Origin of the sequence: Crassaminicella profunda (assembly GCF_019884785.1) — a bacterium.
GTDB lineage: Bacteria > Bacillota > Clostridia > Peptostreptococcales > Thermotaleaceae > Crassaminicella > Crassaminicella profunda.
The window spans coordinates 3,630,733-3,651,872 of the sequence record NZ_CP082326.1 but is presented as its reverse complement, the minus strand read 5'-3'; the positions used below and the strand labels follow the sequence as shown (position 1 = coordinate 3,651,872).

The following is a 21,140-nucleotide window of genomic DNA, read 5'->3' as shown; positions in this document are numbered from 1 at the left end:
GAGGGGCAATAATGGGATTAAATGGTCTTGGTGGATTAGGAGGAAACAACCCTTCAAATAATCAACCTCAAACACAAACTGCAGGACTCGGAAGTTTAGGTGGTCTTGGTAGTGGATTAGGTGGAGCGAATCAAACTACAGCTAGTAAACCAGTATCTCTAAAAAAGGGACAGAAGGTATCTTTAAAAAAGGCTGCATCAGATATGGGATTAGATGCAAACACTTTATCTAAGATTCATATCGGTCTTGGTTGGGACACCAACAAATTTGATGGAAAAGATTTTGATTTAGATGTATTTACCTTTGCCGTAAAGGGTGATGGGAAGGTAAGAAATGAAAAAGATTTTGTATTCTTTGGAAATAAACAACCAGCAGGACTTGGAATAGAATTAAGTGGAGATAATCGAACAGGACAAGGAAGCGGGGATGATGAAAGTGTACTTGCTGACTTAAATACAGTACCTGCTGAAATACAAAAGATTATATTTGCTATTACCATTTATGAAGGAAAAGAAAGAGGCCAAAATTTTGGAATGGTAGAAAATGCTTTTGTGAGATTGGTAGATCAAAATACCAATAGAGAGTTTTTAAGATATGATCTTTCTGAGGATTATAGTTTAGAAACAGCTGTAGTGGTTGGAGAAATTTATAGACACAATGGAGAATGGAAATTTAATGCCAATGGTTCAGGATTTAATGATGGACTTCCAGCACTTTGCGCTTGTTATGGTGTAAATGCAGAATAAAAAATAAGCAGATTTTATCTGCTTATTTTTTTGTTGTTTTTTTGCATAGATAAGTATAAAATATAAGTGAGTGAGCACTCACTCACTAAGGAGGTAAGATCATGAAAAGAAATGCAAAGGAAACAGAAAAGAAAATACTTGAAGCAGCCATTTCTATATTTTCAAAAAAAGGATTTTCTGCTGCTACAACGAATGAAATTGCAAAAGAGGCAGGAGTGGCTGAAGGAACTATTTTTAAGTATTATCCTAGGAAAAAGGATTTACTTCATACAGCAATGATTAAAGCCATTCATTTATTTGTAGAGTCTATGGCAGTAGACTCATTAAAAGCAGTAATCAAAGAAAAAAAAGAAGCATCTATAGAAGAACTCTTAAAAGCTGTAATTATGGATCGGATAAAGTTTTTTGAAAAGCATTGTTCTCTTATAAAGGTGATTTTTTATGAACTGCAGTTTCATGAAGATTTAAGAGAATTATTCTTAAAAAAGCTATTAGAAAATATACCTGAAATTGTTTCGCAAATATTTAAAGAAAGAAAACAAAAAGGAGAAATAAAAGATGTAAATAGTGTGATTGTCATGAGAAGTTTTATGGGAATGGTTTTATCTATGATTCTTCAAAGGCAGTTTATACCACAGGTTAATCAAATGGATCATATGGAAGAAGAGATTGAGTTGATCGTAGATATTTTTCTAAATGGAATAAAGAGGTGATTGATCGTGTATAAAAAATTAAAAATCATTGGAGTATGTTTTCTTTTTAGTGTTTTGCTTGTAGCTTGTTCGTTTACCAATGAAGAAGACAAATACACGGGAACCGTTGAATGTGAAGATATAGATATTGCTAGTGAAACTTCAGGATTGATTACAGAAATCTTTGTAAAAGAAGGGGCTTTTGTAAAAAAAGGAGATAAACTTTGCCGTATTGATGTTGAAAATTTAAAACTAGAGCTTAATCAGGCAGAAGCAAGTCTTAAAATTGCCAATGCTAAATTTGATAAATTACAATCAGGAGCGAGAAATGAAGAAATAAATCAAGCAAGGGTACAGGTAGAAAAAATAAAAAGTATTTTAGCTGGAAAAAATGCTGATTATGCATATAGACTTAAAAATTATGAAGATTTGAAGAAATTATATGAAAGTGGTGCTGTTTCTAAGGAAAAACTAGAAGAAGCAAAGGTATTATTAGATAATGCTTCGGCCATCCTTGAAAGTACAAAAAAAGAGTTAGAATCTGCAAAGTTAACATTAGATTTAATCATCAAGGGGACAAGAGATGAGGAAATACAGATGGCTTTTGGAGAAGTAGAGAAGGCAAAGGCCATGGTGGAACAAATAAAATATAAAATTTCAAAAGAAAATGTTATAGCACCTATAGAGGGAACCATTGAAAGTATTAATTATAATAAAGGAGAGCTGATTCCTAATTTTGGGAATTTCGCAACGGTCCTTGATCTAAAAAATCTTTGGGTAAAGATCTACATTCCAGAGAAAGAATTTTACAAAATTTCTTTAAATCAAGAAATAAATATGACAGCTGATTTTATAAAGAATAAAAAAACAAAGGGAAAAGTAATAAATATTTCTCAAGAAGCAGAATTCACCCCCAAAAATGTTGAATCCAAGGAAAACAAGCAGGAAATGGTTTTTGCAGTGAAAATAAAGATTTTAGATGATATGGAAAAGCTAAAACCTGGTATGCTCATGGACGTTTACCTAGGTGGTGAAAAAGAGTGAGAGAAATTGCCATTGTTACTAAAAATCTTACGAAAAAGTTTGGAACATTTATGGCAGTGAATCAAATAAATTTACAAATTCCAAAGGGAAGTATTTACGGACTATTAGGCCCAAATGGAGCAGGAAAATCTACAGCCATTCGGATGCTTTGTGGAGTCTTAACACCTACTGAGGGAAAGGCAGAAGTACTAGGGCTTAATGTTTACAAAGAAGCTGAAAAAATAAAAGAGAATATTGGTTATATGTCTCAGAAATTTAGTTTATATGAAGATTTAACTGTATTAGAAAATTTAAATTTTTATGCCAATATATATACCATTCCCAAAAAGTTTCAAAGGGAAAGAATAGAAGGGATCATACAGATGGCAGGACTTGAGGGAAAAGAAAAAAATATTACAAAAACTCTTTCAGGAGGATGGAAACAAAGACTTGCCTTAGGATGCTCCCTTATACACAAACCAAATCTTTTAATATTAGATGAGCCTACGGCAGCAGTTGATCCAGTTTCAAGAAGAATATTTTGGAAAATTATATATAAGCTTGCAAAGCAGGGGATGACTATTCTTGTGACCACCCACTATATGGATGAAGCAGAAAGTTGTGATGAAGTAGCTTTTATTTTTGGAGGAAGGATTATAGGAAAAGGAGCACCAGAAAAGATTATTGAGGAAAAGAAGGCAAAAAATCTAGAAGATGTTTTTATAAGATATGTAGAGGAACAAACAGGAGAAAAAGTAGAATCTTCATTTGATAAAATCAAATTTATTCATAGAGATGAGGCAGGGGAGTAGATATGAATAGCAGGAGGCTTATAACCATCGTTAAGAAAGAATTTATCCATATTATAAGGGATAAAGCAAGTCTTGGTATGGCCATTATGATGCCTTTGATTTTTATATTTTTATTTGGATATGCTGTAAATACAGATGTTGAAAATATAAAAATGGTTGTGATGGATATGGATCATACGATAGAGAGTAGAGAACTGATCAGTAAATTTAAAAATTCTAATTACTTTCAACCAGATAGTTATGTAAAAAATACACAAAAACTTGAAAATTTTATTGATAAGGGAGAGGCAAGAGCGGGTGTCATTATTCCTACAGGATTTTCAAAAAATATCAAGAGAGATGAAAATCCATCTATTCAGTTAATCATTGATGGAACAGATCCTACTATTGCTCGAACAGCACTGCAAAATGGAATGATGATTACACAAAGCTATGCTCTTCAAATACAGAAAAAATATTTAGAAAAGAAGGGGCTAAAAAGTTCTAATAAAGGAGTGATAGATATACGGACAAGGGTATGGTATAACCCTAATCTAGAAAGTACAAAGTTTACTATTCCTGGACTTATTGGACTTATTATGCAAAATATTACTGTAATGCTTACGGCCTTTTCATTAGTGAGAGAAAAAGAAAAGGGAACATTAGAATTGTTAATTGTTACCCCTATAAGATCAGGAGAACTTATTTTGGGAAAAATGATTCCTTATATTTTTATAGGTTGTGTTGATTTTTTAATCGCATTATTTTTTGGAACCTATTGGTTCAATGTAGGGATAGAGGGAAATGTTTTCTTATTGATTCTTTTGGGATTTGGATTTGTCATCTGTTCTCTTGCTATTGGTATGCTCATTTCAACAGTGGCGCAAAATCAGGCACAGGCTATGCAAATGACCATATTTTTCATACTTCCAAGTGTATTGTTATCAGGATTTGTATTTCCAAGGGAAGCTATGGCCTACCCTATACAGATAGCTGGTAATTTTATACCACTCACTTATTTTTTAAAGATATTAAGAGGGATTATATTAAAGGGAGTAGGGATTGATTATTTATGGAAGGAAGTAATAGTGCTTTTAGTAATGGGGATGCTGCTTTTAGGGATTGCATCTATAAGGTTTAAAAAGAAATTAGATTAAATGGTTATAAAGCACCTATAGTTAGGGTGCTTTTGTTATTTGCAAATAGTTATAAAAAGAATTTTAGAAAATATAATATAGAAAAAATATAGATTACGAGTTGTTTCGACACAATAAATTCTTTAAATCCAGTATAATGTAAAAAAATATATAATTATAAACAGGTGTAAATAGGGAGCGGGAGTATATGAAAGTAGACCAGTTTAAATTGGAACAATATGCATGTATGCTGGATGATACAGATATGCAATTATGGATTTTAAAAGATACAGAAACTTATGGATTTGTGAATCAGGCACATGCAGATTTTTTAGGGAAAGAAAAAAAGGATATAGAAAATAAAAAATTATGGAATGTATTGAATGAAAAAGAAGCTCAGCAATGTATTTATAGTAATATAAAAGCCCAGCAATCTGTTAGTAAAAATGTAGAAGTGTTTCAACAAAAGGAAAAAATTATCTCTAAAGAATGGATAACGAATAGTGAAGGAGAACTTCGATTATTACATATTACAAAAACACCCATACTAGATGAAGAAAATAATGTTAAGTATATTGTTGGAAAGGCTTATGATCTTACAGAAGAAGAAGAAAGAAAAAATAAGTGTGCCATCAGTGAGCAGCAATATGGAGCTCTTGTAGAAAATCAAACGGATTTTATTTGCAGGTTTTTACCTAATGGAGAATTAACTTATGCCAATAAAGCATTTTGTTGTTATTTAAATAAGCAATATGAGGAATTAGTGGGAAAAAGTGTTTTAACTGTAGTTCCGAAAGATGAACATGAAAAAATAAAAAAATCTTTACAATCATTTAGCATTGAAAAACCTATTCAGACCTATGCCCATTCTGTAATCGATGCAATAGGAAATATTTCTTGGATCAGATGGACCAATCAAGCTTTTTTCAGTGAAAATGGTGAAATAATAGAGTTTCAATCTGTAGGAACAGATATTACAGAGCTAAAAAATGCAAAAAAAGTTCTAGAGAAAAAAGTTGAAGAAAATAAAAAAATATTACATGAGGTAATAGAATATGACAAGTTAAAAACGGAATTTTTTTCCAATATTTCTCATGAATTAAGAACACCATTAAATTTGATTCTTAGTACAATACAATTAATTGATTATCAAGAAAAAAATCATATAAAAGATTTAAAACTTAGAACAAAGCTCAAAAGTATCGTTAAACAGAATTGCTATAGGCTTTTAAGATTGATCAATAATTTGATAGATGTTACTAAAATAGATTCAGGATATTTTAATATGAATTTAGGAAACTATAATATTGTAAGTATTGTAGAAGAGATTACTTTATCTGTTTCGGAATATATAAAAAATAAGCATATTCATTTTTGCTTTGATACGAATGTGGAAGAAAAAATTATGGCCTGTGATCCAGACCATATTGAAAGAATCATATTGAATCTATTATCTAATGCAGTAAAATTTACAAGATTAAATGGAAACATTATGGTAAACATATATGATAAAGGAAAAAGCATCATTATATCAGTAAAAGACACAGGGATAGGGATTCCAAAGGATAAACAAAATATAATCTTTGATAGATTTCGTCAAATTGATAAATCTTTTACAAGAAATCATGAAGGAAGTGGTATAGGACTATCTCTTGTTCAGTCTCTTGTAAAAATGTATAAGGGAGAAATTATTGTTAAAAGTGAGGAAAATAAGGGCAGTGAATTTATTGTTGAGCTTCCAGTTAAGATACTCGAGAATGATATAAAAGAAGTAAAAAAAAGATATAACAATGATTATGTAGAAAGTATTAATATTGAGTTTTCAGATATATATTCAATAGAATAAAAAATGAGCGTTTTATGAAAAGTAAAACGCTCATTTTTATTAATGATTCATGATTTTTATCATAGTAGATAAGGAAGATCTTTTATCAATACCCTCCATCATTTTTACAGATTTAGTAGTATCTCCTATGAGTATACCACCTACAAATACATTGTTTACAAAGTACATTTTATGATAAAGACCTTGATCACGATTGTGAATTTCTATAGTTTCATATGCTTTTTCTGAATTTCTACCAAGATCTCCAATGGAGAATATATTTACATTCATACCATTAAAAACATTAGATGGTATGATATTTTCATAGTAAAGAGGATCGCCTACTGCATTTGCACCTGCTATTTTACCTTGTTCAATAGCTTCTGGCCAAATACCATAGTCAATGCCATCAAATTCAGCTACATCACCAGCAGCAAAGATATTTTCTTCATTAGTTTTCATAGCTTGATCTACCACAATTCCTTTATTGGTAATAATTCCTGCTTTTTCGGCTAATTTCTTATTTGCTCTGATACCAGCAGAAACGATAACCATATCGCATTCAATGATTTCCCCATCTTTTGTTTTTACAGCAGTTACTTTCTCATCTCCTAAGAGAGAACCTGCTAAGGTATTTTTGATTACTTTTATATCTTGTTTTGCTATAGCTTCTTCAAGGATACTAGAACCTTTTTCATCTAGCTGTCTTGGAAGAAGTCTAGGGGCAAGCTCGATGATTGTAAGATTTAATCCAAGGTTTTTAAGTTCCCAAGCGATTTCAAGACCTAAGATTCCACCACCTACAACAACAGCCCTTTTACTACTTTTTGCATATTCTTTGATACGATTTGCATCATCAAAGCTTCGTAAGGTGAATACACCTTTTTTTTCATTCCCTTCTATTGGAGGCATGAAGCAATGGCTTCCAGTAGCGATAATCAACTTGTCATAGGACTTTTCTTCTCCATTAGAAAGGAGTATTGTCTTTGTATCTTTTTTTATGTCTATAACCTCTGTATGAAGTGTTAACTGAATATTATTTTCTTTATACCAATCCATTGATTTTAAATAAAATTCATGATCTTGTATTTCCTGTACAATAGATTTTGAAATACTTGGTCGATAATAACCCGGAATATTCTCATTTGAGATGATTTCTACACTGCAAACTTTATTTCTTTCTCGGATGGCTTCTGCAGCAGAAACACCAGCAGCATTATTTCCTATGATGATAATTTTTTCGTTGTTTTGCGATTGGAAAGCAATGATTTCTTTTTTTACTTCAACAAAATAATCTTTTCCTACACCACAAGCAGGACAAGTATCAGGTGGTTCAACTCCTTCAAATAATTCACCACATACAACACATTTCCATACTTTTACTTCTCCATCATCAGAAACTAAAGTATATTTTTCCTTTTCTTCGATTACTTTTGGAACTTCTCCTTTTAATACACTTACTCCGAAGTTGATACCAAAGGATAAAGCATCCTTTAAATTGTTTTCTGAGGGCTTAAAACGAATTTTAAGTCCTTTTTCAAAAACCTTCATGCGCAGAGTTTTCAATCTACCAACAATATTTGGAACACCTTCACCGCTCCATCCGTAAGAACCAAAGGCAGAAACAATTTTTCCACCATGAACAATAGGAGAGAGGGAAGTTAAAAGATCCCAAATCGGTTTTAATGCATCTCCATTAATAGTAGGAGATCCGAAAAGCAATCCATCGGCCCAATAAATTTCTGATAAAACTTCATTGGGATCAGCATAGACCATATCATATAGCAATACATTAATATCTCCTGCTTGTTTGATCCCTTCAGTAATTTTTTTAGCAATTTCTTCTGTGTACCCATAGGCAGATACATAAGGAATGACGATAGTTTTCTTAGAATTAGGAGTATTTTCTGTAGACCACTCCTTATAAAGTTCGATGATTTTTTCAGGTTCATGATTGAGTACGGGACCATGTCCTGGACAAATCATATCTATTTTTAAATTTTTTATTTGATCAAGAGCTTTTAAAACATAAGACTTAAAGGGACCCATAATCATATCATAATAATATTTTAATGCTTTATGATAATCTACCTTCTTAGTAATTTTTTCGTTAAGTATAGGATCGAAGCTATAATGGGCACCAAATGAGTCACAAGTAAATAAAGTATGATCTTCTTCCACATAAGTATAAATAGAATCTGGCCAATGAAGAAATGGTGCATTGATAAATCTTAATGTTTTATTTCCTAAAGTTAAAGTTTCTTTAGGATTTACGATAATAGATTCAAAATTTTTATTGGTAATTTCCTTTAAGAAAGTAATAGCTGTAGCGGAGCCAACTATTTTTGCATGAGGGGCTAATGTTAATAATTTTTCAATACTTCCCACATGGTCTGGTTCTGTATGATCTACGATAATGTAGTCGATGGATTCGATTGGGGTAACTTCTTTAATTTTTTCTAAAAATGCATCAAAAAACTTAATTTTTACTGTTTCAATTAAAGCTGTTTTTTCTGAACCTTTTACAATGTAAGAATTATAAGAGGTTCCAAACTCTGTATGCATGATAATATCAAAAACTCTTAAATCAGGGTCTAAGGAACCTACCCAATGAATATCTTTATTTAATTTAAGTGATTGCATAAATAATCCTCCTTTATATAAACGATAGTAGAAATGCTCTAATTTATATATATACCATTTATTCTAGTCTAAACATTTTTTGTTATACAAATTTATAGATAAATTGGTAAAAATTACAGAATGGTACCTAAAAGATTTAGATAAAGTGTATTTTGGTTTAAAATGATTTAAGAGACAAAGCTAAATAACAAAAAAAGAGGCGGATTAGCCTCCTAAATAAGTATTTAAAATATAATCTATTTGATTGTTTATATCTTTAACATCTATTGATTTTATGGAGGTATCTTTTATATGGTACTTTTTTTTCAATTTTAGGATTCTATAAACACTATCATTGATTTGTTCTTCTGATATTTCATTATTTTCTACAGCTTTTTTTAAAGCATCTAACACAGTTAATTGCTTTTCATAGGTATGACATATTAAGATGATATCACTGCCTGATTGAATAGACCTTATAGCTGCATTTCCTATATCATAATGTTTTAAAATAGCACCCATTTCCATGTCATCGGTAATGATGACACCCTTAAAATTCAAGTTATTCCGTAAAAGATCTGTCATAATCTTTTTAGATAATGTAGCAGGATATTGAGAGTCTATTTTAGGAAAAAGAATATGAGAGACCATAACTGCATCTACATTTTCTTTGATGGCTTTAGAAAAAGGAGCTAGTTCAAAACTTTTAAGTCTATTCAAGTCATGATTAACAACAGGAAGACCTAAGTGAGAATCAACAGATGTATCTCCATGACCAGGAAAATGCTTTACAACAGAGATTATATTTTGTGACTTGATTCCCTTCATTGTTTGTAGCCCTAATTGACTTACAATTTCTTTATTGCTCCCAAAAGAACGATCTCCTATGACTGGATTTTTAGGGTTACTATTGATATCTAAAACAGGTGCAAAATCTAGATTAAAGCCAAAGGATTTCAATTCAAAACCTATAAGCTGACCTATTTCAAATGAAAAATGATTATTATTGAGGATACCTATTTTTTTATTAGTAGGAAGTTTTTTTATTTCTTTTGGCATTCTAGAGACTTTTCCACCTTCTTCATCTACTGCTAAAAATAAGGGGATTTTATTTTTTGAATTAGCACTTTTTATAGTGTTGAGTAAAGCTAATGTTTGTGATGGATTTTTTATATTTCTTTGAAATAAAATAAATCCTCCAATATGGTAGGAATCTATCATTTTTTTGATAGAGTCATTGATCTGATCTCCATTAAATCCTACTAAGACCATTTGACCAATCTTTTCATCTAATGTCATTTTTTCAATTTGTTCTTGAATCATATCTTTTTTCTCTTTTTTTTGAGGAGTTTCATTTTTACTTGTATGATTTTTTAATTCAGTTTTATGATTACATGCGGGCAAAAGAGAGAAGGCCAATATAAATAAAATAAAGAAGACTATTTTTCGAAAAATGTGTATACACCCTTTCTAATTATTTTATTGATGGTACTAAGGTTATTATACCCCATAGGAACGGGAAATGTTATACATTTATATATATAATGGAGGAAAAAGGCGAAGCGTGTCGAAATACATAAAGATAAGAAAGGGACTTTATAATTCTTTTGAAAGGGTGAGTCCACTGGGTATTTATGAATCAATTTAATTGAACTATTGAATTTATGGATAAAAGTGTAAGGTAGATATGAAAAAAATAAAGGGAAATATAGAAAAATGTCGAAATATTCAAAAGCAAGGAGGAATGTTTTTAAAAATCTAAAAATTCAATCATACAAACGAGAATAGCAAACTTATCGAAAGATAAGGACGCAAAAACATGGGTCTAAGGTGGAAACCTACTATGATTGCCAGTTTGCCGAAAATAAATAGGCAAGGTGTATCTGATCCAGATATACCTTTTTTAGTTGAAAGATGAAGGAGGTGGAAAGACCGTATAACTATAGGATAAAAAAATATTAAAAGAGTGAAAGAAAGATGAGTTTTAAGGAACGATGTTTATTACAAAAGAAGGTTAAATATACAAAAAAATAAATAAGGAGGTTAATTAGTGAAAAGTTTGAAATATAAAATTACGATACCTGTATTGATATTTACAATGCTAGGAATTCTTGCATTATCAGGTGTAGCTTATTATCAAGCAGAAGAAATTATTATGGAAGGGATAGAAGAGATTGCAAAAAACAAGGTGGATAAGCTTGTAAAAATGTCAGATGATGAAATTGATCAATGGAAAATAAAAATAGATATGCTTTCAGAAATAAAGGCGGTGAAAAATATAGACCATGATAGTCTTAAAAATTTTGTTATTGAGAAACAAGATGAATTTAAGGAATTTGAAGGAATTATCATGTCTAGGACAGATGGAAAATATATAAGTACAAATGGTGGACAAGATAATATTAGTGATAGAAAATATTTTCCAAAGGTGATGGCTGGAGAAATTATTGTATCAGAACCCATTATATCTAAATCTACAAAAAAACCTATTATAGTGGTGGCAGGACCTATTAAAGATGAGAAGGGTATGGTCATTGGATTAATTGGAGGAACAATAAATTTATCTCATCTGACAGATATGGTTAATGCTGAAAAATTAGGAGAGACAGGATATGCCTATATGATTAACCAAGAAGGTTTGGTGATGGCGCATCCTAAGAAAGAAATGATTTTAAAGTATAATGCTTTGCTAAAGGGAAGTAAATCTCAAATTGAGCTTACTAAAAAAATGATCAAAAGAGAAACGGATGTATCTCATTATGAATTTGAGGGTAGTAAAAAAATGGCAGTTTATCAACCATTACATAGTACAGGATGGTCTATTGCTATGACTACATCTGAAAGTGAAGTAACGGAGGGTATTTCAGGCTTTGGAAGAATGATGATTTTAATGGGTGTTGTAATGATTGTGGTTATTGGCATGATAAGTTATTTTATGATCAATCGTTCCATCAAGCCTGTTTTAAAAATGGCAGAACTCACAAAAGACGTAGCTTCAGGAAATTTACAAGTAAAAGTAGATGTAAAGAGTAAAGATGAAATAGGATTGCTTGCAGACAATTTTAATAAAATGATTGAAAATATGCGTAGTCTCTTATCAGAAATGAATGAGATGGGTATGACAGTAGCTTCTACAGCTCAGCAGATGATGGCTTCAACAGAAGAAGCTAGTACAGTTTCTGAACAAGTGGCAAATACTGTATCAGAACTAGCAGAGGGAGCCACAGAACAATCACAAGCTGCACAAAAGGGAAGTCATATGGTTAATGAATTGATCAAAGGACTTGGCCAAATTGTACAAAATACAGGAACGGCTGAAAAGCTTACGATTAATGCTAAAGAGACAGTTGATGCAGGAATGCAGATTGTAGAATATCAAAAAAGCAAAACACTAGAGAATAAGGAAGCAACAGGAAATGTAGGGGAAGAAATCTCTTCACTAGCGCAAAAATCACAACAAATTGGACAGATTGTTGAGTTGATTAGCAATATTGCAGAACAAACCAATTTATTAGCCCTGAATGCAGCCATTGAAGCAGCCAGAGCAGGGGACGCAGGAAAGGGATTTGCGGTTGTTGCTGAAGAGGTAAGAAAGCTTGCAGAACAATCAGGAAGAGCTACTGAAAATATTAGCGGTTTGATCAATGAGATTCAGACAGGGGTAGAAAATGCTGTGAAGGAAATGGAACAAGCAAAGATGGTAGTAGGGGAGCAAGAGGATGCTGTAAGTAAAACGGTAGATGTTTTTGAAGACATTTTAAAATCAGTTTCAAATGTTACAGAGAATATAAAAGAGGTCACTGATTCTTGCATAAACTTAAATGAGCATTCAGCTGTAGTAGGAGAAAATATTGATAATATAGCAAGTATTACTCAGCAAAATGCTGCTGGAGCAGAAGAAGTAGCCGCTTCTACTGAGGAACAAACAGCAACGCTAGAAGAATTGTCTTCATCAGCTGAACAGCTTGCAGAGTTATCAGGAAAGCTTCAAGAATCTATACACAAATTTAAAATATAAATAAAAAATGTATAGCAATGATTGCTATACATTTTTTATTTTAATTTAGATGAAAATAATTGATTTCAACATTTAACTCTTGTGTAAGCTTGTTTAATATATTTGTTGCATTTTCAACTTCTTCTGTCATTTTAAATTGCTCATCCATGGTGGCATTTACTTCTTGTGATGCAGCTGCTGATTCTTCGGAGACAGCTGCGATATTTTCAATAGCATGGAAAATGGCATTGTTGTCATGATCCAAATCTTTTATGAAATGGTTTAACACATCAATTTTCACGCCTATATTTTCTACAGATTTCAAAATATGAGTGAAAGACTCACTTACAGCCTTTACAGCATTTGACTGATTTTGCGTTCGATCTTTTATCACATCCATCATTGTAACTGTTTTACTTGTATCTGTTTGTACACCAAGTATAATATTTTGAATATCTTGGGCAGAATGATTAGATTGTTCTGCAAGTTTTCTAATTTCGTCAGCTACTACTGCAAAGCCTCTACCGTGCTCTCCCGCACGAGCGGCTTCGATAGATGCATTGAGTGCTAATAAATTTGTTTGTTCAGCGATTGAAGTGATGGTTTCGATAATATTGCTAATGTTTTTAGAACGGATGTCTAATTCTTTTATGGCTACTTCTATCTTTTTAGTTTCTTCATTATTTTGCTTTGTTTGAAGGTTTAAATCTTCTAATGTTTTAATCCCTTCTTTTTGAAAATTCATAATTAATTTGGTTTCTGTATCGATTGCATGACTATTATTGATTAATTTTTCAAATTTATCTTTGAGATTCGAAGTAAGATCCACGCCCTTTTGAGCATCCATAGCTTGTTCCGATGCGCCATTGGCTATTTCATCAACTGTAAGAGATACTTGTTTGATACTTTTTAAATTATTTTGAGAAAGGCTACTTAAATCTTTTACAGATGTGCTTACTTGAGTGGATATATTTTTTGTTTTTTTAATCAATTGAGATATATTTTCAATCATTTGATTAAAATTTTCACCTACAATTTTTGTTTCATCATTAGATTGAATAGTGATTTTTTGATTAAGATTCCCTTCGGACATTTCATTTGTTGCTTGTACAATACTCATGAGGCTATTTCTAATTTTGCTTGAAAAAATCCAAGCAAATATCAACCCAAATGCAATTTCTGCCATAAGCAGAAGGGTACCAAAGCCTAATTTTTTACTAAAGCTTTTTTCTATTTCTTTCTGAAGATAGTAACTATATGCTAGTTCTGAGGATAGGATTTCGTTGGTTCTTTGTTGTATGAATTTGTTTTTTTCTTGTAAATCATTCAATAAATTGTTTGCTTTATTTAAATCATTAGATTTTAAAGCTTTTACACATTGTTTCGATAAGGATAGAAATTCTATTGAAATATTTTCAAAGGATGTATAGATTTCTCTGCTTTTTTCATTGGTTATGGTTTGATCTAAAATTTTGAGAATATGCTTTAAGTCTTCTGATTCATTCTGATAACCTTTTAGTTCATCTTCATTGAATTCAAGAAATAAGTTATCTATATGAGAGACCATTTTGTTTGCAGCTGTACTTATTTCTCTTTCTAGAATAAGATTATTAATGATAATTTTGTATTGATTTTGAGTGTTTTTTGCTGTAATAATAAAAATAGTACTAGTAATGAGCATGAACGATAATAATAATATAAATGTGGTCAGCAGTTTTCCTTTTAATGTCTTCATGAAATGGCCTCCTATTTTGTAATAATATGGGTGTCGATGATGATATCTTCTGGAACACTTTCCTTATTCATAAGCTTTATGATGGTTTCTGCTGACTTTTTTGCATAGTCTTTAGCATCTTGCTCAATAGTGTATAGAAAATTTCCTTTCTTTACGGATTCTTTTGCTTTTGGCAACCCGTCAAATCCTGTGATGATCACATCTTTCAAATTAGCTTCTTCAATATATTGTAAAGCCCCTAAAGCCATACTGTCATTTCCAGATAGGATTACCTTTATATTAGGATTTTTAGAAAATGATTTTTTTGTTATTTCATAGCCGTTGGTTAATCGCCAAAGACCATCTTCCATGCTAGCTATATGTAAGTTTCCTATTTCTTCTATGGCACGAAGGCCCCCTAGCTTCCTTTTTACGGCAATAGAAGAATTTTGGTTTCCTAAAAGCATCAATACTTCTGTAGGCTCTTTTATTAAATTTTCTAAGGATTTAACGCCATTGTAAAAGGACGTTTCATTATCTATATGAAGATATGGAAGAGAGGATAAGCCTTTTTCTTTTGATTTAGTTTTGTCGATCTCTTTATCTAATATGACCATTTTTATTCCTTGATCTTGGGCTTCTTTCAAAGAATCAATAAGGGATGTACTATCTCCTGGTGAAATAATGATTCCTTCTGCTTTAGATGAAATAGCTTCTTCAATGGCTTCTATTTCCTCTTTTGTTCTTTGATCTGAATCGGAGGAATATTGAATATGAACGTTGTAACCTTCTTTTTCTAACTTCGGTGTAAGGGTTTTTGCAATATTTTTAAAAAACACATCTTTTTTCAGAATAACAAAAACTTCTTTGTCCGTTATAGGACGCTGGGCCAATGATTCAATACTTTTCTCTTTGTTGAGTCTTTTTTCAATAAGCTGATCGATTTCATCGTCTAAATTAGATTGATTAGATGAACATGCAGGTAATAAAAAAACAATTAAAAACAACAGTATACATCCTAAGGTTGATTTTTTCATGTGGGTCCTCCTTTGATATAAAATATAGAAATACATGCATTTTTTCTCAATTCGACAAGTGATTACAAATCCCTTCTAAATTATACTTATATTGCATTAGAAAGATTGATTATGATAAAATAAATAAACGAATTTTGTGGAAAAAGAGTAGTGTTATAATAGATGAGGAGGGTATTATGAACGATAGAAACTTTCACTTATGTTTATTGGTAAGCCTAATCGGTATTTTAATTTGGTCAGTGATTCATCCTAAGGATTTATTTACATGGTTTTTAGAAGTTTTTCCAGCTGTTATTGGGGGAACTATACTTATTTTTATTTATCCAAAATTTCGATTTACCAATTTGGTTTATTTTTTAATCTGGATTCATGCCATTATATTAATTGTTGGAGGACATTATACTTATGCAGAAATGCCTCTATTTAATTGGTTCAAAGATATTTTTCATCTTACTCGTAATTATTATGATCGGTTGGGACATTTTGCTCAAGGATTTATTCCTGCTATGATTATTCGAGAAATACTTTTAAGAAATAGAGTTCTTAAGAAAGGGAAATGGTTATTTTGTATAGTGGTTAGCATGTGTCTTGCTATTAGCGCTACATATGAACTCCTTGAATTTACAGTGGCACTCCTTACAGGAACTGCAGCAGAAGCTTTTTTAGGAACCCAAGGAGATATATGGGATACTCAATGGGATATGTTATTTGCGTTATGGGGAGCGATTACTGCTTTATTAGTTCTTGGTAAATATCATGACTACTCCTTAAGGAGTAGTCATAAGAGCTAATCATGTATTTCCATTCCTAAAATACACACATCATCTTCAATGGTTTTACTTTCTTTTAGATTGATGATTTCTTCATAGGCATCATGGATAAAGGAATCTATTTTTTTATGGGTATGTTTTAATAAAATGTTATGAAGGTCTTCCTTGGAGATGGTATGGGGATATTCTCTTGTTTCTGTTAATCCATCTGTATAGAAGATAACTTTATCTCCCTTTTGGAGGGTAATGGATTTACTTTCAAAGTTTATATTTTCAAATACACCTAAAATAGTACTTCCTCCCTCTTTCATTTCTATACATTCTCCGTTTCTAAGAATTAAAGGATAAGGATGACCGCATCTCATATAGGTAAGTTTTTTTGTTTGACTATTATAAAGGCTATAAAATGCAGTTAAGTACATATTTTCAGATATATTAATGAGTTTTCTATTCAAATAATTGATAAAGGCTGCTGGATGGTGAAAAAGATGGTTGCTTGTTTCCATAATGGCTTTTACCATAGCGGTAATCATGGCAGCAGGAACACCATGACCAGATATATCACTTAAAAAAATCCCCAAAGAATGTTCATCTATTTTTATGAAGTCATATAAATCTCCTCCAATTTCTTCTAGAGGTTTATAAATAGCACATAAAGATATTCCTTTTATTTGAGGAAGTTTATTAGGAATAAGATTTTGTTGAACACTTTTAGCAAGAGCTAATTCATCTCGAATTCGATTATGATAGGTTTCAATCATTTCATTTCTTTTTTGTAGTTCTAATTTACTATTTTCAATTTCTGTAATATCATCCAAAATAATTAATACCATAGCTTCACCATTGTAGTTAAGATATTTAGTAGTAAATTGAAAATATTTCTCTATAGATTGATCATTGATATAAAAATTTCGAGTAACGATTTTTTTAAAGGTAGGTCGTTGATGATGAAATGCTTTTAAGATAGATTTTCTAATGATGCATTTTTCACAATTACTTGTTGAACCACAATTTTTTGATTCTTCAACAGTATATTGACATCCAATGACATTTCCACATAGTTTACCAATGATTTGATCTTCTTTTTTATCGAATAAAACGCTAAAGGGTTCATTGAATTGTTGTAATTCTATATTTTTATCTACTAAAAAAATGGCAGATGTAATATTTTCAAATATAATATTTAAAAAATGATTTGAATCTTTTAATTGTTTTAGAGAAAGTTCCATGATATCACCTCGAAAAGTTGGATTAAACTCATTGTAACATATTATATAAAAATATAGGGTGGTTTTTAGATATTTGTAAAATAACAATAAAAAAAGGGTAAATTTGTAATATGTAGAATAATTATAAACGGTATGAGAAAATGATGAATAAATTCAAAAAGGACATTTGTTGAGGAGATGTAAAATTATTGAATAGAATGAGAATATTGATTGTAGATGACAATCATATGGATAGAATTATTTTGAGAAAAATATTAGAAAGTACAGGATATGCCAACTTGATTGAAATAAGCTCTGCAATAGAAGTGTCTAAATATTTGAGGAATAATTTTGATGAAGACGTCCCTTTGGTAGATTTAATTTTAACAGATTTGATGATGCGGGAAATTGATGGAATAGAATTTTGTAGACAAATACGGTTGGAAAAAAGGTTTGATAATGTACCTATTATTGCAATTAGTTCTTCATCTAATATGAAAAATCTTAAAAAGGCTTTTGAAGTAGGTGTTTCAGATTATATCACAAAGCCTATTAATCCAATAGAAGTGATTACGAGAATTAAATCTGTATTAAAGTTTAAACTAGAGAAAGATGGCCGAAAAAAAAGAGAGGAAATCCTTTTAAGTGATTTAAAGATGGCAAAACAGATTCAGATGAATATGCTACCAAAGTCATTAAATAAAGAAAAAATCGTTATAAATGGATTTTATAATCCAGAAACTTTTTTAGGGGGAGATTTATATTATTGGAAAAAAGTAGATCATTTTAAATATGGAATGATTCTTTTTGATGTGATGGGTCATGGAACGGCCACCTCTATGATTTGTATGTATATTCGTTCACTCCTTCCGGGGGTTATGAGTGTGAAGGATCCTAAAATCGTTATAGAAGAGTTAAATAAGCATATGATTCGTTTCAATCATACGGTGAATAATGATATAGATTATTATTTAACAGCTATATATGTAGTGATTGATACAAAGGAAAAAACAATAGAATATGTAAATGCAGGACATCCTAGAGGGATTATGCTCTATGAAGATGGAAGGCACGAATTTTTAGAAGAAGGATGTATTCCAATTGGTATTACAGCTGAGTTAAATATAACTATAGGACGTTTATCTTATAAAAAACCTTTTGAATTATATATTTATTCTGATGGGATTAGTGATTTTTTAGGCGTTTCAAAGGATAAAGTGTTAAACAGTATTGAGCAACTTTATGAAAAAAATCATGACAACTTTTCTTCTTTTTTAGAGTATATTATGTGTAATATAGAATTGGTAAAAAGAAAGGATGATATTTCTATTGTTCATATAAAGGTGCGTCCATAATATAAAGGGAGGGATAAGGTGATAGAAGTAGAGGGTGAATATCTAGCAGAAATGAGTTCTATAGAGTGTATTGATGAGTGGTTACAGAAAATAATGGAACAAGTAGAATTTCCATATTGCAAAGAGTTACATTTTGCTGCTCATGAGGCAGTTATTAATAGTATAGAAGCAACAGAAAAATATTATGGAAAAAATCATCATGAAAATATCAAAATAAAGATTATTGCTCATAAGGAAAGGGTTGAAATCATTATTCGAGATAAATGTGGTGGATTAAAAGATGAAGTAGCTCAATCCTTAAATCAAATTGGATTTGATGATATTATATGGAATGAACGAGGGAGAGGAATGCTTTTTATCAAGCATTTTGTAGACAATTTTACATATGATATAGATATAAATGGAGATGCTGTATTTAGACTGATCAAGGGGGTAAGAAAAGATGGAAAAAATCAATAGTCAAAAGTTAAAGATAGAACTGACAGGAGAAATGATAGGAGGGTATCAAAAATTTATTATAAAAGGAAAGCTTATTTATACGACTATTCAATGGGCAAAACAGCAAGTTGATGAACTGATAAGAAAAGAAGATGGATATATAGTAGATTTACATAATATTACCCAGATTGACAGTACTGGATTTGGGTTTTTAATCAATTTGGGAAAAAAATTGATGAAAAATGATGAAAATATGGTAATATTAGTGAAGGATAAAATGATTCGAGAATTATTTGGTATTTCAAAATTAGATCAAGTATTTTGTGTTGTTGAGACCTTAGAAGATGGAATAAATATTTTAAATAAGAAGAATAAGCAATTTGCTATAAAGTTAGAAGAATATTAATGACTATATGAGGAGGACAGTAAATGGGTAAGACGAAGAAGGGGAGTTTAATTTTTAAGTTGACAGTGTTAGTAGCTATTTTTCTTGGATTAACAGTTACATTTTATACATATAAAATGCATGCTGGCTTCAACTTATTGATTGCTGAGAATGATCATTCGAAAATGGTAAAAATAATGGAGAAAAATCTAAATCATGGCATGTTATTGGGAGTGGGGTTTACTTTTATAGCCGTAGTATTATTTCATTTATTATTAAGACATTTTCTTAATCCAATGATAGAGATGAAGAAAAAGTTTAATACTTTAGCAGAAAATGGTGGAGATTTAACTCAGCAGATTGAGATAAAAAATAGAGATGAGATAGGAGAATTAGCAGAAGCATTCAATAAATTTATAGCAAATACAAAAATTATTATAGCAGATGTAAAGAAAGCCGCAGAAAATACTGCACTTATTGCTTCTCAAATAGAGTTAGCAGCTAATCAGACAGGAAAAGTATCAGAAGAAATTGCTGTGGCTACAAATGAAGTGGCTACAGGAGCTGTTAGTCAGACAGAGGCTGCAGAAGAAATCGTTCATATGATGGAAAAGAATAAAGAAGAAGTTATGAATGGATTAGAAGAAGCAGAAAGAACCTTAAATAATGCTGAAAGTTCTACAAAGATTGCTTACACAGGAAGAAATGCTATTGGGGAAGCCATCAATCATCTATCTTCTGTAACAAGGACAGTAGAATTTGCCACAGATTCTATTCAAAAGTTGGGAAAACGATCAGGTGAGATTGGAAATATTGTTACAATGATTTCAAACATTGCAAATCAGACCAATCTGTTGGCGTTAAATGCTTCTATAGAGGCTGCTCGTGCAGGAGAAGCAGGAAAAGGATTTGTAGTAGTTGCAGAAGAAGTTAGAAAGCTTGCAGAGGAATCTGAAAATGCTGCAAAGAGTATTACAGGACTCATAAAAGATATTCAAGCTGAAACATCTGTTACCGTAAGGACTATGGAAAGCAATTTAGAAAAGGTAAATATTCAAGTAGATATTATCAAAAAGGGTGGAGAAGCGTTAACACAAATAGTTGATAAAGTAGAAGAAACAGAAAAGGATACAAAGGACATATATGAAATATTTGGGCATATTCAAAATATTACAGATAAGGTATTTGAAGATATGGAACAAATATCTAGCATTATAGAAGAAACATCTGCATCAGCAGAGGAAGTTGCTGCTGCAACAGAGGAACAATCTTCATCTACAGAAGAGATGGCTAGTCAGTGTACAGAACTTACATCTATGGCAAATCGATTAAAAGATGAAGCACATAAATTTAAAACAGAATAAAAGAATGTATTGATAGAACAAAAATTTATGGGTAAAA

General features: G+C 31.0%; 17 protein-coding genes and 1 riboswitch. Of the genes, 12 read left to right on the top strand and 5 right to left on the bottom strand.

Features of this window, described 5'->3' with window-relative positions; all coding sequences use genetic code 11:
• The first annotated feature begins 203 nt into the window (after nt 1–203).
• The 6 genes from K7H06_RS16910 (at nt 204) to K7H06_RS16885 (ending at nt 6,234) form a co-directional block, all read left to right on the top strand.
• Nucleotides 204–746 carry a TerD family protein gene (locus tag K7H06_RS16910; RefSeq protein WP_246637721.1) on the top strand — a complete coding sequence of 181 codons (543 nt, stop codon included), beginning with the start codon at nt 204–206 and terminating at the stop codon, nt 744–746.
• 101 nt (nt 747–847) lie between these two features.
• Nucleotides 848–1,459 carry a TetR/AcrR family transcriptional regulator gene (locus tag K7H06_RS16905; RefSeq protein ID WP_223037200.1) on the top strand — a complete coding sequence of 204 codons (612 nt, stop codon included), beginning with the start codon at nt 848–850 and terminating at the stop codon, nt 1,457–1,459.
• A gap of 6 nt (nt 1,460–1,465) precedes the next feature.
• Nucleotides 1,466–2,482, top strand: a complete 1,017-nt coding sequence (locus K7H06_RS16900; RefSeq protein WP_223037199.1) for an HlyD family secretion protein — start codon at nt 1,466–1,468, stop codon at nt 2,480–2,482.
• Nucleotides 2,483–2,532: 50 nt separating this feature from the next.
• Complete coding sequence (locus K7H06_RS16895) at nt 2,533–3,273, top strand: ABC transporter ATP-binding protein (protein ID WP_223040063.1); 741 nt, start codon at nt 2,533–2,535, stop codon at nt 3,271–3,273.
• Nucleotides 3,274–3,275: 2 nt separating this feature from the next.
• Nucleotides 3,276–4,409, top strand: coding sequence for an ABC transporter permease (locus tag K7H06_RS16890; RefSeq protein WP_223037198.1), 1,134 nt, complete (start codon nt 3,276–3,278; stop codon nt 4,407–4,409).
• A gap of 187 nt (nt 4,410–4,596) precedes the next feature.
• Nucleotides 4,597–6,234 (top strand): PAS domain-containing sensor histidine kinase, encoded by a 1,638-nt coding sequence (locus K7H06_RS16885; RefSeq protein ID WP_223037197.1) that lies wholly within the window; start codon nt 4,597–4,599, stop codon nt 6,232–6,234.
• A 39-nt stretch (nt 6,235–6,273) separates the two neighbouring features.
• Here the strand turns inward: K7H06_RS16885 and K7H06_RS16880 are convergent, their stop codons facing one another.
• Nucleotides 6,274–8,856: an FAD-dependent oxidoreductase gene (locus tag K7H06_RS16880; protein ID WP_223037196.1), complete on the bottom strand. Its 2,583-nt coding sequence runs from the start codon at nt 8,854–8,856 to the stop codon at nt 6,274–6,276.
• 204 nt (nt 8,857–9,060) lie between these two features.
• On the bottom strand, nt 9,061–10,158 hold the full coding sequence (gene nagZ / locus K7H06_RS16875; RefSeq protein WP_246637559.1) for a beta-N-acetylhexosaminidase: 1,098 nt from the start codon (nt 10,156–10,158) through the stop codon (nt 9,061–9,063).
• 453 nt (nt 10,159–10,611) lie between these two features.
• Nucleotides 10,612–10,698: riboswitch (cyclic di-GMP riboswitch) on the top strand.
• Between the two features lie 187 nt (nt 10,699–10,885).
• On the opposite strand from nagZ, the gene K7H06_RS16870 reads away from it, so the two are divergent.
• Nucleotides 10,886–12,853 (top strand): methyl-accepting chemotaxis protein, encoded by a 1,968-nt coding sequence (locus K7H06_RS16870; protein WP_223037195.1) that lies wholly within the window; start codon nt 10,886–10,888, stop codon nt 12,851–12,853.
• 40 nt (nt 12,854–12,893) lie between these two features.
• Here K7H06_RS16870 and K7H06_RS16865 read toward each other — a convergent pair whose 3' ends face one another.
• Nucleotides 12,894–14,567 carry a methyl-accepting chemotaxis protein gene (locus K7H06_RS16865; RefSeq protein ID WP_223037194.1) on the bottom strand — a complete coding sequence of 558 codons (1,674 nt, stop codon included), beginning with the start codon at nt 14,565–14,567 and terminating at the stop codon, nt 12,894–12,896.
• Between the two features lie 11 nt (nt 14,568–14,578).
• Entirely contained in the window at nt 14,579–15,583 is a 1,005-nt protein-coding gene (locus tag K7H06_RS16860; protein WP_223037193.1) for a substrate-binding domain-containing protein, read from the bottom strand.
• Between the two features lie 176 nt (nt 15,584–15,759).
• Between K7H06_RS16860 and K7H06_RS16855 the strand changes: the two genes are divergently transcribed.
• Complete coding sequence (locus tag K7H06_RS16855) at nt 15,760–16,374, top strand: DUF2238 domain-containing protein (protein WP_223037192.1); 615 nt, start codon at nt 15,760–15,762, stop codon at nt 16,372–16,374.
• On the opposite strand, the gene K7H06_RS16850 is transcribed toward K7H06_RS16855, so the two are convergent.
• Nucleotides 16,371–17,582: a PP2C family protein-serine/threonine phosphatase gene (locus K7H06_RS16850; protein ID WP_223037191.1), complete on the bottom strand. Its 1,212-nt coding sequence runs from the start codon at nt 17,580–17,582 to the stop codon at nt 16,371–16,373. The two genes, K7H06_RS16855 and K7H06_RS16850, sit on opposite strands and share 4 nt — an antisense overlap.
• 197 nt (nt 17,583–17,779) lie before the next feature.
• Between K7H06_RS16850 and K7H06_RS16845 the strand changes: the two genes are divergently transcribed.
• Genes K7H06_RS16845 through K7H06_RS16830 form a run of 4 tightly spaced genes read left to right on the top strand, consistent with a single transcriptional unit; the run spans nt 17,780 to nt 21,103 of the window.
• A complete protein-coding gene (locus K7H06_RS16845) occupies nt 17,780–18,916 on the top strand; it encodes a PP2C family protein-serine/threonine phosphatase (protein WP_246637720.1) in 1,137 nt (378 codons plus the stop codon).
• An 18-nt stretch (nt 18,917–18,934) separates the two neighbouring features.
• The gene (locus K7H06_RS16840) at nt 18,935–19,375 is read left to right on the top strand and encodes an ATP-binding protein (RefSeq protein ID WP_223037189.1); all 441 of its coding nucleotides are present in this window, start codon (nt 18,935–18,937) and stop codon (nt 19,373–19,375) included.
• Complete coding sequence (locus K7H06_RS16835; protein WP_223037188.1) at nt 19,359–19,760, top strand: STAS domain-containing protein; 402 nt, start codon at nt 19,359–19,361, stop codon at nt 19,758–19,760. Before K7H06_RS16840 ends, K7H06_RS16835 begins: the two co-directional genes overlap by 17 nt.
• A 23-nt stretch (nt 19,761–19,783) precedes the next feature.
• On the top strand, nt 19,784–21,103 hold the full coding sequence (locus K7H06_RS16830) for a methyl-accepting chemotaxis protein (RefSeq protein ID WP_223037187.1): 1,320 nt from the start codon (nt 19,784–19,786) through the stop codon (nt 21,101–21,103).
• Nucleotides 21,104–21,140: the final 37 nt, after the last annotated feature.